The 15,873-nt window shown below is 61.8% G+C and carries 15 protein-coding genes and 1 tRNA gene; 9 read left to right on the top strand and 7 right to left on the bottom strand.

Annotated features, from left to right (window positions below):
* Nucleotides 1-5: 5 nt before the first annotated feature.
* The 3 genes from leuS to holA are packed head-to-tail and all read left to right on the top strand — an operon-like array spanning nucleotide 6 to nucleotide 4,046.
* Complete coding sequence (gene leuS, locus ACTCHC_RS01140) at nucleotides 6-2,549, top strand: leucine--tRNA ligase (RefSeq protein ID WP_463020609.1); 2,544 nt, start codon at nucleotides 6-8, stop codon at nucleotides 2,547-2,549.
* The gene (gene lptE, locus ACTCHC_RS01135) at nucleotides 2,536-3,030 is read left to right on the top strand and encodes an LPS assembly lipoprotein LptE (protein WP_463020608.1); all 495 of its coding nucleotides are present in this window, start codon (nucleotides 2,536-2,538) and stop codon (nucleotides 3,028-3,030) included. Before leuS ends, lptE begins: the two co-directional genes overlap by 14 nt.
* A complete protein-coding gene (holA, locus tag ACTCHC_RS01130; RefSeq protein WP_463020607.1) occupies nucleotides 3,027-4,046 on the top strand; it encodes a DNA polymerase III subunit delta in 1,020 nt (339 codons plus the stop codon). The genes lptE and holA overlap by 4 nt, the downstream gene beginning before the upstream one ends.
* A 74-nt stretch (nucleotides 4,047-4,120) precedes the next feature.
* On the opposite strand, the gene ykgO is transcribed toward holA, so the two are convergent.
* Complete coding sequence (ykgO, locus tag ACTCHC_RS01125; RefSeq protein WP_463020606.1) at nucleotides 4,121-4,246, bottom strand: type B 50S ribosomal protein L36; 126 nt, start codon at nucleotides 4,244-4,246, stop codon at nucleotides 4,121-4,123.
* 69 nt (nucleotides 4,247-4,315) lie between these two features.
* A tRNA-Val gene (locus tag ACTCHC_RS01120) sits at nucleotides 4,316-4,390 on the bottom strand.
* Between the two features lie 149 nt (nucleotides 4,391-4,539).
* On the opposite strand from ACTCHC_RS01120, the gene ACTCHC_RS01115 reads away from it, so the two are divergent.
* Nucleotides 4,540-5,400, top strand: a complete 861-nt coding sequence (locus tag ACTCHC_RS01115; protein WP_463020605.1) for an N-formylglutamate amidohydrolase — start codon at nucleotides 4,540-4,542, stop codon at nucleotides 5,398-5,400.
* A gap of 2 nt (nucleotides 5,401-5,402) precedes the next feature.
* Here the strand turns inward: ACTCHC_RS01115 and ACTCHC_RS01110 are convergent, their stop codons facing one another.
* A complete protein-coding gene (locus ACTCHC_RS01110; RefSeq protein WP_463020604.1) occupies nucleotides 5,403-6,656 on the bottom strand; it encodes a DNA polymerase IV in 1,254 nt (417 codons plus the stop codon).
* Between the two features lie 147 nt (nucleotides 6,657-6,803).
* Between ACTCHC_RS01110 and ACTCHC_RS01105 the strand changes: the two genes are divergently transcribed.
* The 3 genes from ACTCHC_RS01105 to ACTCHC_RS01095 all read left to right on the top strand — a co-directional run bounded on the left by ACTCHC_RS01105 (nucleotide 6,804) and on the right by ACTCHC_RS01095 (nucleotide 8,543).
* The gene (locus ACTCHC_RS01105; protein ID WP_463020603.1) at nucleotides 6,804-7,691 is read left to right on the top strand and encodes an SPFH domain-containing protein; all 888 of its coding nucleotides are present in this window, start codon (nucleotides 6,804-6,806) and stop codon (nucleotides 7,689-7,691) included.
* Nucleotides 7,691-7,960, top strand: coding sequence for an NfeD family protein (locus ACTCHC_RS01100; RefSeq protein ID WP_463020602.1), 270 nt, complete (start codon nucleotides 7,691-7,693; stop codon nucleotides 7,958-7,960). The genes ACTCHC_RS01105 and ACTCHC_RS01100 overlap by 1 nt, the downstream gene beginning before the upstream one ends.
* A gap of 91 nt (nucleotides 7,961-8,051) precedes the next feature.
* Nucleotides 8,052-8,543 carry a YciE/YciF ferroxidase family protein gene (locus ACTCHC_RS01095; RefSeq protein WP_463020601.1) on the top strand — a complete coding sequence of 164 codons (492 nt, stop codon included), beginning with the start codon at nucleotides 8,052-8,054 and terminating at the stop codon, nucleotides 8,541-8,543.
* A gap of 44 nt (nucleotides 8,544-8,587) precedes the next feature.
* Here the strand turns inward: ACTCHC_RS01095 and pyrF are convergent, their stop codons facing one another.
* Nucleotides 8,588-9,289 (bottom strand): orotidine-5'-phosphate decarboxylase, encoded by a 702-nt coding sequence (gene pyrF / locus ACTCHC_RS01090; protein ID WP_463020600.1) that lies wholly within the window; start codon nucleotides 9,287-9,289, stop codon nucleotides 8,588-8,590.
* Nucleotides 9,290-9,361: 72 nt separating this feature from the next.
* Nucleotides 9,362-10,744 (bottom strand): DHA2 family efflux MFS transporter permease subunit, encoded by a 1,383-nt coding sequence (locus ACTCHC_RS01085; protein ID WP_463020599.1) that lies wholly within the window; start codon nucleotides 10,742-10,744, stop codon nucleotides 9,362-9,364.
* A 232-nt stretch (nucleotides 10,745-10,976) separates the two neighbouring features.
* Between ACTCHC_RS01085 and clpB the strand changes: the two genes are divergently transcribed.
* Nucleotides 10,977-13,589, top strand: a complete 2,613-nt coding sequence (gene clpB / locus ACTCHC_RS01080) for an ATP-dependent chaperone ClpB (RefSeq protein ID WP_463020598.1) — start codon at nucleotides 10,977-10,979, stop codon at nucleotides 13,587-13,589.
* A gap of 45 nt (nucleotides 13,590-13,634) precedes the next feature.
* Here clpB and msrQ read toward each other — a convergent pair whose 3' ends face one another.
* Entirely contained in the window at nucleotides 13,635-14,264 is a 630-nt protein-coding gene (gene msrQ, locus ACTCHC_RS01075) for a protein-methionine-sulfoxide reductase heme-binding subunit MsrQ (protein ID WP_463020597.1), read from the bottom strand.
* Between the two features lie 51 nt (nucleotides 14,265-14,315).
* Between msrQ and ACTCHC_RS01070 the strand changes: the two genes are divergently transcribed.
* On the top strand, nucleotides 14,316-14,714 hold the full coding sequence (locus ACTCHC_RS01070) for a DUF2306 domain-containing protein (protein WP_463020596.1): 399 nt from the start codon (nucleotides 14,316-14,318) through the stop codon (nucleotides 14,712-14,714).
* Here ACTCHC_RS01070 and msrP read toward each other — a convergent pair.
* Nucleotides 14,711-15,631, bottom strand: a complete 921-nt coding sequence (gene msrP, locus ACTCHC_RS01065; RefSeq protein ID WP_463020595.1) for a protein-methionine-sulfoxide reductase catalytic subunit MsrP — start codon at nucleotides 15,629-15,631, stop codon at nucleotides 14,711-14,713. The two genes, ACTCHC_RS01070 and msrP, sit on opposite strands and share 4 nt — an antisense overlap.
* Nucleotides 15,632-15,873 lie beyond the last annotated feature (242 nt).

Here is a 15,873-nt window from a genome sequence, read left to right as displayed (position 1 = left end):
CACAGATGTCGCGTTTCGACCCCAGCGAAATCGAAGCAAAATGGCAGGCCGCATGGGAAAAGGCGGGCACCTTTACCGCCCGCCACGATCCGGCGCGCCCCAAATACTATGTGCTGGAAATGTTCCCCTATCCGTCGGGCAACCTGCATATGGGGCATGTGCGCAACTATACGATGGGCGATGTGGTCGCACGCTATAAGCTGGCCACCGGCCATGCGGTGCTGCACCCGATGGGCTGGGACGCGTTCGGCCTGCCTGCCGAAAACGCCGCTATGGAACGCAAGGTCCATCCCGGCGACTGGACCTATGCCAATATCGCCAACATGAAGGCGCAGTTTCATTCGCTGGGCCTGTCGCTGGACTGGTCGCGCGAATTCGCCACCTGTGACCCCGACTATTACGGCCAGCAACAGGCGATGTTCATCGACTTCATGCAGCGCGGTCTGGTCTATCGCAAGAATGCGGTGGTGAACTGGGACCCCGTGGACATGACCGTTCTGGCCAATGAACAGGTCGAGGACGGGCGCGGCTGGCGTTCCGGCGCGCTGGTCGAACGGCGCGAGCTGACACAGTGGTTCTTCAAGATATCGGACTATTCCGACGAATTGCTGACCGCGCTGGACGGGCTGGACAACTGGCCCGACAAGGTCAAGTCGATGCAGCGCAACTGGATCGGCAAATCGCGCGGGCTGCAATTCGCGTTCTCGACCGTCGATGCCCCGAACGGTTTCGACCGGATCGAGGTCTATACCACCCGCCCCGACACGCTGATGGGCGCGTCCTTTGTCGGTATCTCGCCCGATCACCCGCTGGCCAAACATCTGGAAGCACATGATCCCGCCATCGCCGCTTTCGTCGCCGAATGCCGCAAGGGCGGCACCACCGAAGAGGCGATCGAGACGGCCGAAAAGCTGGGCCTTGATACCGGTATCCGCGTGCGGCATCCGTTTGATACGGCCTGGGAACTGCCCGTTTACATCGCCAATTTCATCCTGATGGATTACGGCACCGGCGCGATCTTCGGCTGCCCCGGCCATGACCAGCGCGATCTGGATTTCGCGCGGAAGTATGATTTGCCGGTAACCGATACCTTTGTGGCGCTGGAAGACGGCGCACCGGTCACCGACACCGCCTTCACCCCGCCCAAGACCGAACCCGTCCGCTGGACCCGCGCCTTTGCCTGGGATGAGGTCGCCACCGGCGAACAGGCCATCGACGCCGCCATCCGGTTCTGCGAAGAAAACGGTGTGGGCCATGGCGTTACCAAGTTTCGGCTGCGCGATTGGGGCCTGAGCCGCCAACGCTATTGGGGCTGTCCCATTCCGGTGATCCATTGCGATACCTGCGGCGTAGTGCCCGAGAAAAAGGAAAACCTGCCGGTCGAGCTGCCCCGTGACGTCAGTTTCGATGTGCCCGGCAACCCGCTGGACCGCCACCCGACCTGGCGCAACTGCACCTGCCCCAAATGCGGCGGGCCCGGCCTGCGCGAAACCGACACGATGGATACATTCGTCGATTCGTCGTGGTATTACGCCCGCTTCACCAGCCCACACGCCGCCACGCCCACCGATGCGGCCGAGGTCGAATATTGGATGAACGTCGATCAATATATCGGCGGGGTGGAACACGCGATCCTGCACCTGCTCTATTCCCGCTTCTTCGCCCGCGCGATGCACGAATGCGGCCACCTGCCCGCCAAGGCGATCGAGCCTTTCGACGCCCTGTTCACCCAAGGCATGGTCACGCATGAGATTTACCAGACCCGCGATGCGACGGGGCGGGCCGTTTATCATTTGCCCGCCGATGTTGAAGGCGGCAGGTTGAAGACAACCGGCGAGGCGGTCGAAATCATCCCCTCGGCCAAGATGTCCAAGTCCAAGAAAAACGTCGTGGACCCCGTGAACATCGTCCAGTCCTATGGCGCCGATACCGCGCGCTGGTTCGTGCTGTCCGACAGCCCGCCCGAACGCGACGTCGAATGGACCGCCGCCGGGGCCGATGCGGCCTTCAAGCATCTGGCCCGCGTCTGGCGCATCGCCAATGACATCGCGGCCGCAACAGGGCCGGGCACCGGCGATGACGATCTGCTGCGCGCGATGCACAAGACAATTCACGACGTGACACTTGGCATCGAAAGCTTTGGCTTCAACGCCTCGGTCGCGCGGCTTTACGCCTTTACCAACACGCTGCAGAAATCGCAGGCGGGTGCGGATACCCGCAAACAGGCGATGCGCGTTCTGGCGCAACTGATGTCGCCCATGACCCCGCACCTGGCCGAGGAAATCTGGGCCATGCTGGGCGGCGAAGGGCTGATCGCCAACGCGCCCTGGCCCGTCGCCGATCCGGCCATGCTGATCGAGGATACCGTCACCCTGCCGATCCAGATCAACGGCAAACGCCGCGACGAAATCACCGTGCCGCGCGATCTGCCCAAGGAAGAGGTTGAAAAACTGGCGCTGGCGAACAAAGCTGTCATCAAGGCGCTGAATGGCGGCGCCCCGAAAAAGCTGATCGTCGTGCCGGGGCGCATCATCAATGTCGTTATCTGACCGCCGCACCTTTCTGTTCGCCCTTGCAGCCCTGCCATTGGCGGGATGCGGGTTTCGCCCCGCCTATGGCACGGGCGGCGCGGCGCAGGCGCTGCGCGGCCGGGTACAAATCGCCGACCCGACCGACCGCAACAGCTTTGCGCTGGTCGGCCAATTGGAATCGCGCCTTGGCCGTCCTCAGGCGCCGGCATATGATCTGACCTATAAACTGACCACCAGCACCGAGGGGCTTTCGATTACCTCGGGCCAGGAAATCACCCGCTATAATGTATTGGGGCAGGTGGCGTTTTCCCTGACAGATCGCAACACGGGCAAGATCATCCTCAGCAGCGTGGTTGACAGTTTCACCGGCTATTCCGCGACCGGCACCACTGTGACCACGCTGGCCTCGGAAGGTGACGCATATCAGCGGCTGATGGTGATTCTGGCGGATCAGATTGTAACCCGGTTGATTGCGGCGATGGCGGCGGCAGACCTATGAAACTGGCGGCACGGGATTTGGCAAACTTCTTTGCCCGCCCCGACCCGAACCGCGCGGGCGTTCTGATCTATGGCCCCGATGTGATGCGCGTGGCGCTGAAACGCCAGGAACTGATTGCCGCGCTGATCGGCCCGCAAGGCGATGCCGAGATGCGCCTGACCCGGATCGAGGCTGGCGAGCTGAAGGCCGACCCTGCCCAACTGACCGATGCGATGCGCGCGCAGGGGTTTTTTCCGGGCCAGAGGGTGGTTTTCGTCGAAGACGCGACCGATGGGCTGGCCAAAACGGTCGAAGCTGCCGTTTCGGACTGGCGGGCGGGGGATGCGCAACTGGTGATCACCGCGCGGGCGCTAAAGCCGACATCGGCGCTGCGCAAGCTGTTTGAAAAGCATACCAATGCGGTGGCTGCGGCCATCTATGACGATCCCCCGTCACGCGACCAGATCGAGGCCGATTTGCGTCGTGCCGGTATTGCCACCACACCTGAAGGCATGGCTGATCTGGCGGCTTTGGCGCGCAGCCTGGAACCGGGTGATTTTCGCCAAACTCTTGAAAAGCTGGCCCTTTACAAGATGGGCGACCAAAGCCCCGTTGCACCTGAAGATATCGCCGCCTGCGCGCCGGCATCGACCGAAGCCGCACTTGATGACGTGCTGCATATCGTCGCCGAGGCGCGTGTGGGCGAAATCGGTGCAGTTATGCGGCGACTGAAGGCGCAAGGGGTTCAGCCCGTAGGGCTGTGCATTGGCGCCACCCGCCATTTCCGCACGTTGCACAGTGCGGCATCCGATCCCGGCGGGCCATCGGTGGGCATCAGCCGGTTGCGCCCGCCGCTGAATTTCAAGGTCAAGGACAGGATGGAACGCCAGGCAACCCAATGGGGGATGCACCGGCTGGAACAGGCCTTGTCGATTCTGACCGAAACCGACCTGCAATTGCGGTCATCTTCGCGGGCACCCGACATGGCGCTGGTTGAACGGGCGCTGATCAGGCTGGCAATGCTGGGCGGGCGCTAGGAATCGGGGCGCGGAAATGAACATGACCGCCCTGTGATGCAGGGCGGCCTGAACATGGTCAAAAACAGCAGCCTTCAGCCTTGGCGTGCTTTGAAACGAGGCTGGGTCTTGTTGATGACATAGACGCGGCCTTTGCGTCGTACGACGCGGCAGTCACGGTGCCGGCTTTTCAGCGAGCGGAGCGAGTTGGCGACCTTCATGGGTCTTTTCCTCATTTCGCGGCGCGATATGCGCCTGGTTGCGTGGCTGCCCGTCGGGCAGAGAATTCATGGTGGGCGGTACTGGGATCGAACCAGTGGCCACTACGATGTCAACGTAGTGCTCTACCGCTGAGCTAACCGCCCGAGACCCGTCACGCCCGCCTGCACCACAAAAAACAAGGACGCGGCGGGACCGCGTCGGTTTGCAGGTCTATAAAAGGAGTCGGAAAAGGGTTCAAGGGCTTTTGGCAACGAAGAAAATGCAGTTATAGTTTTCTGATAGAGGACAGAAAATGCGCCACATCCCCTACCGGCTGGTCCGGCCTGCGAATTGCACGACAAGTGTCGTGTTCTCATCGCCGCATAGCGGGCGCGATTACCCTTGGGCATTTCTGCGCAATTCGGTTCTGGATGAACGCGCGGTGCGATCATCCGAGGATGCCTTTGTCGATCTGCTGTTTTCCGACGCACCGGCGTTGGGGGCGCCTTTGCTGGCGGCGACCACGCCGCGCGCCTATGTCGATCTGAATCGCAGCGCAGACGAACTGGACCCCGCCCTGATCGAAGGAATCAACAAGAACAATCATAACCCGCGCATCAGTTCAGGTCTGGGCGTCATCCCGCGGGTGGTTGCCAACGGTCAGGCGATCCATCGCGGAAAGATCTCCCTGGCCGAGGCGCAGGCGCGGCTGAGCAGCCACTGGGTGCCCTATCACACGCAATTGCAGGGCCTTCTGGATGACAGCCGCGCCCGTTTCGGCCGGGCAATTCTGATTGATTGCCATTCGATGCCGCACGAGGCGATCATGGCCATTTCGCGATCCGCCCAGTTTCGCCCCGAGGTCGTTCTGGGGGACAGGTTCGGGGCCACTGCATCGGCAGATGTGATCGCCAGGGTCGAGTCCGCCTTTGTGCGCGCGGGCCTGCGCGTGGGGCGCAATGCGCCCTTTGCAGGGGCTTATATTACGCAACACTATGGCAGGCCGTCAAAGCGGCAACATGCGATCCAGATCGAAATCGACCGCGCGCTGTATATGGATGAACAACTGATCCGGCCCAATGCGAATTTTCAGGCATTCCGTCGCCTGCTGGCCGGTGTGATCGCCGAGATTGCCGAGATCGGCCGTGACGAATTGCCCATCGCCGCCGAGTAAGCTCAGCGCAGCGCCCGTCCCTTGATGATGGCGTCAGGCCCGAATTTGCGGCGTATGGCATCGGTCGCCCGTTCGGCCCTGGCGCGTTTGCCGGCATCGGGCTCCAGCAGATCGTCAGATCTGTCCGCCTGACTGGCAGGCCCAAGATCGGACAGGCCCAGCCCGATCAGCCGATAGGGCCCCGCATCACCGACAGCCAGAAACAGGTCGCGTCCCGTGCGATAGATGCGGTCGGCCATCTGCGTCGGGTCATGCAGACTGATGCGGCGGGTGATCAGGCTGTGATTCGCACGCTTGAGCTTCAGCACCACCACGCGCCCCGCCAGATCGCGGGCCTTGGCGCGGTCTGAAATCTTTTCAGCCAATCGCCACATGTGGCCGTCCAGAATGTCTGCGTCGGAGGTGTCGTTGAAAAAGGTCGTCTCGTGCGAGATGCTCTTGATCGGCGCATTGGCTGATACCCGCCGCCTGTCTTCGCCGCGCGCCAGATGCCAAAGCCGCGCGCCGGTGCTGCCAAAGCGGTGCTCCAGATCGGCCCTCTCCCATCGGCGCAGATCGGCGATGGTGCGAATGCCGGCGCGATCCAGTGCGCCCTGTGTGCTGGCGCCCACGCCCCAAATCAGCCGCACCGGCTTTGGCGCCAGAAACGCCATGGTTTCGGCCCGTCCGATCACAGAAAAACCGCGCGGCTTGTCCAGATCCGACGCGATCTTGGCCAGAAACTTGTTATGCGACAACCCGACCGATCCTGACAGCCCCAGTTCGGTCTCCATCCGTCTGACAAGACGGGCCAGCATCACGGCGGGCGGCGCACCATGCAGCTTTTCGGTCCCGGTCAGGTCGATGAACGCCTCGTCCAGCGACAGTGGTTCGATGGCTGGGCTAAGCTCTTGCATCATGGCGCGGATATCGCGCGACACCTGCGCATACAGCGCGCCGCGTGGTTTGATGACCACCGCCTGCGGGCACAGTTTCAGCGCCTGGAACATCGGCATGGCGGAACGCACACCCTGAATGCGGGCTATATAGCAGCAGGTCGACACAACCCCGCGCCGCCCGCCGCCCACGATGACCGGTTTGTCGGCCAGATCCAGGTTTTCACGCTTTTCGACGCTGGCATAGAAGGCATCGCAATCCATATGCGCGATCGACAGGCTGAACAGTTCAGGATGCGATACCACGCGCGGCGACCGGCAGGCCGGGCAGCGGCTGCCGGCATCGAAGGGGGTCAGACAGTCGCGGCACAAAGCGGGCATGATGCCTGCACGATACCCGATGGCAACGCGATTGCCGAGTGGCACGATAGCGGCCGGCGTCGATTTACCCCGGCTGTTTCAGCATGGCTTTTCATTTTTGCACCGCCGACGCATAGTTGCGCCAGCATGTAGCGAGGGGGAACGCATTTGGAACAGTTTGCGGGTGGGCTGCCGGGCGGCAGTATCGTTCTTATTCTTCTGGCCGTTTTTGTCATCCTGTGCGTGCTGCTGGGCGTGCGCATCGTGCCGCAGTCGGAAAAGCATGTGGTGGAACGCTTCGGCCGTCTGCGCGCGGTTCTGGGGCCGGGGATCAATCTGATCGTGCCGTTTCTTGACCGGGTTCGCCATCGGGTCTCGGTGCTGGAACGTCAGTTACCCACGGCCGAGCAGGATGCGATCACCACAGACAACGTTCTGGTCAAGGTTGAAACCAGCGTGTTCTACCGCATCATCGAACCTGAAAAGACTGTATATCGCATCCGTGACGTGGATGCGGCGATTGCCACCACTGTCGCGGGCATCGTGCGCTCCGAGATCGGCAAGATGGAACTGGACCAGGTTCAATCGAACCGCAACGATCTGACGATGAAGATTCGCGAACAGGTCCGCGCAATGGTCGATGACTGGGGGATAGAGGTGACGCGCGCCGAAATTCTGGATGTGAACCTGGACGAGGCGACCCGCGCGGCCATGTTGCAACAATTGAATGCCGAACGCGCCCGCCGCGCCCAGGTGACCGAGGCCGAGGGGTCCAAACGCTCGGTCGAACTGTCGGCCGATGCGCAGCTTTACGCCGCCGAACAACAGGCCAAGGCGCGCCGGATCACCGCCGATGCCGAAGCCTATGCCACGCAGGCGGTCGCCAAGGCGATTGCCGAACACGGCATCGAGGCCGCCCAATACCAGGTGGCTCTCAAACAGGTCGAGGCCCTTACCGCCGTTGGCCAGGGCACCGGAAAGCAGACGATCATCGTGCCAGCCAGCGCGCTGGAGGCGTTCGGCGATGCGTTCAAACTGCTGAAAGGGCGCGGCTGATGGTTTCACTGTGGTGGGTATGGATGGCCTTCGCAGTCGCCTTGGCGATCGTCGAAGTGCTGTCCCCCGGCTTCATTTTTCTGGGCTTTGCGATCGGCGCGGCGGTGACCGGCGCGCTTGTCGGTCTGGGCATGGTGCCGTCGGGCGCGGTGCTGGCGGTGATCTTCGCGGTGGTCTCGGTTGTGGCCTGGCTTGTCCTGCGCCAGATTTTCCGGCCGAAAGATGGCGATCAGGTCAAGATCATCGACAAGGATATCAACGAAGGCTGAACCCGGTATTCCGGGAACATCTGCCTGCTGACGGCGTTAATTGGGCAAGCTGGACATGGGGTCCCGCAATGCACATTGCCGGAGGAATGACATGAAGACGTTGGCAGAGGCTTTCGAACATACCCTGCAAGACATTTACTACGCCGAAATGGCATTGACCAAGGCATTGCCCAAGGTCGCGGCTGCGGCGGGCAACGCCAAGCTGAAACAGGCCGTCGAGCATCACCTGACCGAGACCAAAGAGCAGGTCAAGATTCTGGACAAGGTATTCAAATCCATCAACAAGCAGCCCAAAGGCGAAAAATGCGACGCCATCGAGGGCCTGATCAAAGAGGCTGACGGGCTGATGGAAGAGGCATCCGGAAAGGCGCTGGATGCGGCGCTGCTGGGGGCGGCGCAGGCGGTCGAACACTACGAAATCGCCCGCTATGGCACCCTGCGCGAATGGGCCAAGGTTCTGGGCCATGACGAGGCGCATGATCTTCTGGGTCAGATCCTTGACATGGAAAAAGCCGCAAATGCCACCCTGACCGGGCTGGCGGTGACCGTGGTGAACGAGGCCGCATCGAAAAAAGCCGCCTGAGGCATGATTTCGGCGCGGCGGCATTTTCATGCGCCGCGCCGGATTTACCGCTGAATTGTCGCCAGTTCCGCCTGAATGGCCTGTGCGGCCGCGCGCGGATCGGCGGCCTGCCAGACGGGCCGCCCCACCACGATATGATCGGCCCCGGCGGCAATCGCGCCTCCCGGGGTCGCCACCCGTTTCTGATCGCCCTTGTCTGCCCCCAAGGGCCGCACACCGGGCGTCACGATCAACCGCCCCGCCGCCTGTGGCAGCGCGCGGATCAGCGCGGCCTCTTGCGGCGAGGTGATAACGCCGTCCGCCCCCGCATCCAGCGCGCGCTGCGCGCGTTCCAGCACGATCTCGGTCATGTCGCCGGGCCGGATCAGCCCGTCATCGAGGTCCGCCCGATCGAGCGAGGTCAGGATCGTCACGGCCAGAATCTTCATGTCCGACCCGCCGCGCCCCTCGACAGCGGCCCGCACCACATGCGGATCACCATGCACGGTCAGCAGATCGAGATCGAACTGCGCCAGCCCCCGGACCGCCGCCTGAACTGTCGCGCCGATATCGAACAGCTTCATGTCCAGAAAGATCCGCTTGCCGTGCTCGTCCTTCAGCTCGCGCGCCAGCGCCAGCCCGCCCCCCGTAAGCATCCCCAGCCCGATCTTGTAGAACGACACCGCATCGCCGATCCGGTCGGCCAGGTGCAGCCCGGCATGGGCGTCCGGCACATCCAGCGCCACAATCAGGCGATCATCGGTCATGGGCTATCCTTTTGCGGTTTGCCGTTTCCTAGTTGGATGCCGTGGTAACGGCAAGGCGGTGAATGAATTGTCTTAATTATCCGGATCACGATTGTCCGGATCGCGGGCCAGCAAGGCACCGCCTGACTGCGGCGTCAGTTTGAGATACCACAGAATCGAGACCAGCGGGAAAGCGGCGACAAGAAAGAACACGGCCGGGAAATGCGCTGCTTCGATCTCGGCGCTGCCTTGCAGGCCTTGCATCGCCTGCAACCCGAAGGCCGCAACCGTAATACCGACCGAGCCCGCAAGCTGTTGCAGAACAGAGTTGAAACTGGTCGCGCTGCCCAGCCGTTCGGCATCAACTTCGTCATAGGCGATGGCATTGATGGCGGTGAATTGCAGCGAGCGGCTGACACCGCCGATGAAAAGAACGCCGATCATCCAGAAATAGGGGGTCTGGGGCGAAAACCCGGCCGGGATCGCGATTAGAATTGCCGAAATAGCCGCGTTCACCGTCATCACCCGCCGAAAGCCAAAGCGGCGCAGGATGGGCTGGGCGATGAACTTGATCCCCATAGCACCCATGCCCCCGGCAAAGGTCAGCATCCCCGACTGAAACGGGGTCAGCCCGAACCCGACCTGGAACATCAGCGGCAGCAAGAAGGGCAGCGCGCCCGATCCGATCCGGCTGAAGGTGCCGCCAACGGCGCTGATCCGGAAGGTCGCCAGGCGCAGCAAACGCAGATCGACCAGCGGATGCGGAACAGCCAGCGCATGGCGCACGTAAAGGGCCGTCAGCGCCATGCCGCCCCCGATCATTACCACAAGCACCACCACTGGTGCCAGACCCAGCCCCGCCATGGTTATGCCGGTCAGAAAGGTCGCCAATCCGGTGCCGATCAGTGCGAAGCCTTTGAAATCGAACCCCGGTGTCGATCCGGCTGGCACACGCGGGATAAGGGCCGAAACCAGAACGATCCCCAGCAGTGCGATCGGTATGTTGATCCAGAAGATCCAGCGCCAATGGAAATAGGTTGTGATGAACCCACCCAGCGGTGGCCCCAGAACCGGTCCCAACAATGCCGGAACCGTCAGCCAGGCCAACGCATCCACCAGCCCGGCCTTCGGGGTCGCGCGCAGCACGATCAGCCGCCCGACAGGCACCATCATTGCGCCGCCGATCCCCTGAAGCACCCGCGCCGCGATCAGCGTGCCCAGGCTGCTGGACGCGCCACAGGCCACAGAACCCGCCGCGAAGACGAAAATCGCCCAGCGAAACACCCGCCGCGCCCCGAACCGGTCGGCGGCCCAGCCCGAGGCCGGAATAAAGATCGCCAGCGCTAGCAGATAGGATGTCAACGCCAGTTTCAGATGAATGGGGCTGGTGTTCAGATCACGTGCAACTGCGGGCAATGATGTTGCCAGAACGCTGGCATCCAGGTTTTCCATCAACAGCGCCGTCGCGACGATCAACGGGATCGCCCTTGATTTGAACAGTGTTCTTGCTTTGCTGAATTTCGGCAAGGGCTTGGCAGGTCCCGCTGGTATGAATCGCGTCTGCGACCTTGTGACACAATGAAACGGCCAGCGCCACGCCACCCTTGCAGGGGTAGGGCACAATTCCCAAATAGGGTTCAAGGCCCAGAGTCATGTGCTGCTTGACAGGCATGTCGTTAACGGGCGCTTGGTAAAAGGAGAACTACCGATGGACATGGAAAAGTTCACGGAACGGTCGCGCGGCTTCCTTCAGGCCGCCCAGACCATCGCAATGCGGGAAAACCATCAGCGCATGGCGCCCGAACATTTGCTCAAGGCCCTCATGGATGACGATCAGGGATTGGCCAGCAACCTGATCAAACGCGCCGGCGGCGCGCCCGAACGGGTGGTCGAGGCGCTGGAGCTTTCGCTGCGCAAGATCCCCAAGGTCACGGGCGATGCCGGTCAGATCTATCTGGATCAGAACACCGCGCGGGTGCTGGACGAGGCCGAAAAGCTGGCCAAGAAGGCCGGTGACAGTTTCGTGCCGGTCGAGCGTGTCCTGACCGCGCTTTGCATGGTCAAATCAGGCGCCAAGGACGCGCTGGATGCCGGTGCCGTCACGGCGCAGAACCTGAATGCCGCGATCAATGACATCCGTAAGGGCCGCACCGCCGACAGCGCCAGCGCCGAAGAAGGCTATGACGCGCTCAAGAAATATGCCCGCGATCTGACCGAGGCCGCGGAAGAGGGCAAGATCGACCCGATCATCGGCCGGGACGAGGAAATTCGCCGCACCATGCAGGTTCTGAGCCGGCGCACCAAGAACAACCCGGTGCTGATCGGGGAACCCGGCGTCGGTAAGACCGCGATCGCCGAAGGTCTGGCGCTGCGCATCATCAATGGCGACGTGCCTGAAAGCCTGAAGAACAAGCGCCTGATGGCGCTGGACATGGGCGCGCTGATTGCAGGCACCAAGTTTCGCGGTGAGTTTGAGGAACGGCTGAAGGCCATCCTGTCGGAAATCACCGCCGCCGCTGGTGAGGTGATCCTGTTTATCGACGAGATGCACACGCTGGTTGGCGCGGGCAAATCGGATGGGGCCATGGATGCCGCCAACCTGATCAAACCGGCGCTGGCACGGGGCGAGTTGCATTGTATCGGCGCGACCACGCTGGACGAATATCGCAAATATGTCGAAAAAGACGCGGCCCTTGCACGCCGGTTCCAGCCGGTGATGGTGGACGAGCCGACCGTCGAAGACACGATTTCCATCCTGCGCGGCATCAAGGACAAGTATGAACTGCACCACGGCGTGCGGATTTCCGACAGCGCGCTGGTCGCGGCGGCAACGCTGAGCCATCGCTATATCACCGACCGGTTCCTGCCCGACAAGGCGATCGACCTGATGGACGAAGCCGCCAGCCGCTTGCGCATGGAGGTGGACAGCAAACCCGAAGAACTGGACGCGCTGGACCGCGAGATCATGCAAAAGCAGATCGAGGCCGAAGCGCTGAAAAAGGAAAAGGACGCCGCCAGCAAGGACCGGCTGGAAACTCTGCTGAAAGAACTGTCGGGGTTGCAGGAACGTTCATCCGAAATGACCGCCCAATGGCAGGCCGAACGTGACAAGCTGGAAAGCGCGCGTGACCTGAAAGAGCAGTTGGACAAGGCCCGCGCCGAACTGGACCACGCCAAGCGTGAAGGCAACCTGGCCCGTGCCGGAGAGCTGTCTTATGGCGTCATCCCCGGCCTTGAGAAAAAGCTGACCGAGGCCGAGGCCCAGGGCGACAAGATGGTCGAAGAGGCCGTCCTGCCCGAACAGATCGCCCAGGTTGTCGAACGCTGGACCGGCATTCCGACCGCCAAGATGCTGGAAGGCGAGCGTGACAAGCTGCTGCGCATGGAAGAGGAACTGGGCAAGCGCGTGATCGGCCAGAAAGAGGCCGTGCGTGCCGTGGCCAATGCCGTGCGCCGCGCCCGCGCCGGGCTGAACGATGAAAACCGCCCGCTGGGCTCGTTCCTGTTTTTGGGGCCAACCGGTGTCGGCAAGACCGAACTGACCAAGGCGGTCGCCGAATATCTGTTCGACGATGACAGCGCGATGGTGCGGATCGACATGTCCGAATTCATGGAGAAACACGCCGTTGCGCGCCTGATCGGGGCGCCTCCTGGCTATGTCGGTTATGACGAAGGCGGGGTGCTGACCGAAGCCGTGCGTCGCCGCCCCTATCAGGTGGTGCTGTTTGACGAGGTGGAAAAGGCCCACCCCGATGTCTTCAACGTCCTGTTGCAGGTGCTGGATGACGGGGTTTTGACCGATGGTCAGGGCCGCACGGTCGATTTCAAACAGACGCTTATCGTGCTGACGTCCAACCTTGGGTCACAGGCGCTCAGCCAGATGCCCGACGGGGCCGATCCGGCGGGCGCGCGGCGCGACGTGATGGATGCGGTGCGGGCCCATTTTCGGCCCGAATTCCTGAACCGCCTGGACGAGACGATCATCTTCGATCGGCTGTCGCGCAGCGATATGGACGGTATCGTCACGATCCAGTTGCGGCGTCTGGCCAACCGGCTGGCGGCACGCAAGATCACGCTGGATCTGGATGCCAACGCGATCAAATGGCTGGCTGACGAAGGTTATGACCCGGTGTTCGGGGCGCGTCCGCTGAAGCGTGTCATCCAGCGCGCCTTGCAGGATCCTTTGGCTGAAATGCTGTTGGCCGGCGATGTGAAGGATGGCGATACGATTCCGGTCAGTTCCGGCGTCGATGGCCTGATCATCGGCGACAGGATCGGTGCCAGCAACCGCCAGCCACCGTCAGATGCCGTCGTGCACTGACAGGCGAAGCAAGCCCCGCCGCCGGGAAACTGGCGGCGGGGTCTTTCATGCCATCGTGCGGCGGCGCGCCGGAGTCAGGCGCAAGGCCAGAAGCACCACGATGATCGCCAGATAGATCAGGGGTTTGGTCTGCCAGCCCTTGACCAGCATCACGTAATGCACCGCGCCAAGGATGGCGACCGGATAGGCCAGCCGGTGCAAACGCCGCCAGTTCGACCGCAGCTTGCGCACCGCCCAATTATTGGATGTCGCCGCCAGCGGGATCATCAGCACAAAGGCCACCATGCCGATGGTGATATAGGGCCGCTTGACGATATCGGCCCAGATCAGCGCCCAATTCTGCACATCCAGTACCAGCCACACCGCCAGATGCACCAGTACATAAAAGAACGCCATCACACCGATTGCGCGACGATAGCGGATCAGGCTGACGCGGGTGAACCGCCGCAACGGCGTGATCGCCAGCCCGGCAATAATCAGTTTCAATGCGAACAGGCCCAGCGCATGTTCCAGCCCCTTTATCGGTTCGACCCCCAGCCCGCCGGTCAGGCCAAGCCAGAAATACCAGACCGCAGGCAGAACACCGATGATGTAAAGCGGCCAGGCAGGCACAGTGCGCAAGCGGGAATTGATGCGCTGGTCGAGCGAAAGTCGGGATTCTGATCTGGTGTTCACGGTCGTATTCACTAGATTGCCTCAGCATATATTTAAGAAGGTTGTTTCTTCATGTCGTTTGCTCCGCTTTTTGCATCGGGCCCCATTGTGACCTTTCATGCCTTCGCCGCGCTATTCGCCCTTGTTCTGGGCAGTTTGCAACTGATCCTGGCCAAGAAGGGTGGAATGCGGCACCGGATTGTGGGGTATGTCTGGGTCGCGCTTATGGCAGGTATCGCGCTTAGCAGTTTCGGGATCCATGCGCTGCGTATTGTCGGCCCTTTCAGCCCTATACATCTGTTATCGATCTTTTCATTGTGCACCATTGTCTTTTCCATCTGGTCGGTGCGGCGCGGTAATATAAACGCCCATCGCAAGGCCATGTTGTGGTTGTTTTTCGCAGCCCTGATCGGTGCCGGCCTGTTCACACTGCTGCCAGGGCGGGACATGCATCAGGTGCTATTTGGCTAGTAAAACTTCTTCAGGTCCATGCCGGCATACATATCCGCCACCTGATCGCCATAGCCGTTGAACATTTGCGTCGGCTGGCGCTGGCTGAACAGCCCGCCGCCAATGCGCCGTTCGGTGGCCTGTGACCAGCGGGGGTGATCCACCGCCGGGTTCACGTTGGAATAGAATCCGTATTCACGCCCGTTCGCGCGGTTCCAAGCGGTGGGTGGTTCGTTTTCGGTCAGGGTGATGCGCACGATCGCCTTGATCGACTTGAACCCGTATTTCCATGGCACGACCAGCCGCAGCGGCGCGCCGTTCTGATTGGGCAGCGGTTCATCATACAGGCCGGTCGCCAGAATGGTCAGCGGATGCATGGCCTCGTCCAGGCGCAACCCTTCCTGATAGGGCCAGTCCAGCACGCGCGCGCGCTGACCGGGCATTTCGTCGGGGCGGACCAATGTTTCAAAACCGACATATTTTGCCGATGGCTGAACGCCCACCCGGGCCAGAAGATGGTTCAGCTCGAACCCCACCCAGGGGATGACCATCGACCAGGCCTCGACACAGCGCAGCCTGTATATGCGTTCTTCCAGCGGCGCGCCCGACAGAATATCGGCCAGGTCGTAATTACCGGGCTTGTCCACCAGCCCGTCGATCTGCACCGACCAGGGATCGGTTGTCAGTTGCCCGGCATATCGCGCCGGGTCTTCCTTGCCGGTTCCGAACTCGTAATAATTGTTGTAATTGGTGATATCTTCCAGCGTATTGGGTTTTTCCAGGGTAGAGAGCGGGCTTTTGGCGGCGCCTGACCCCGCAAAAGCTGGTCCGGCCAGGCCCATGCCCAGTGCGCCGGCCAGCATCTGTCGGCGGTTCAGAAAATCTGCACGCGGGGTGATGTCGGACCAATTCAGGTCGGGCTTCCATCTGGGTGTCATCGCGTTCTCCGTTCTTGCTGGGCTGATCATGACCTAGCGCGGGCAACGCCCAAACCGAAAACAACTTAACTCACGAAACTGTTTGGCAGATCGGTGCGTGGAAAGACCTCGTTCATCGGGCGCGACGACCCGTCAGGCTGAACCAGCCGCACATGGCGACGGCGCAACTGTCGTGGTTCTGTCACCCCGACCGAATGGGCGATCATCTCGACCTCGCCGATCACCGATCTGGCATAGCGGGC

The sequence above is a fragment of the Actibacterium sp. genome, from assembly GCF_055134745.1.
This window is presented reverse-complemented; position numbering and strand designations above follow the sequence as displayed.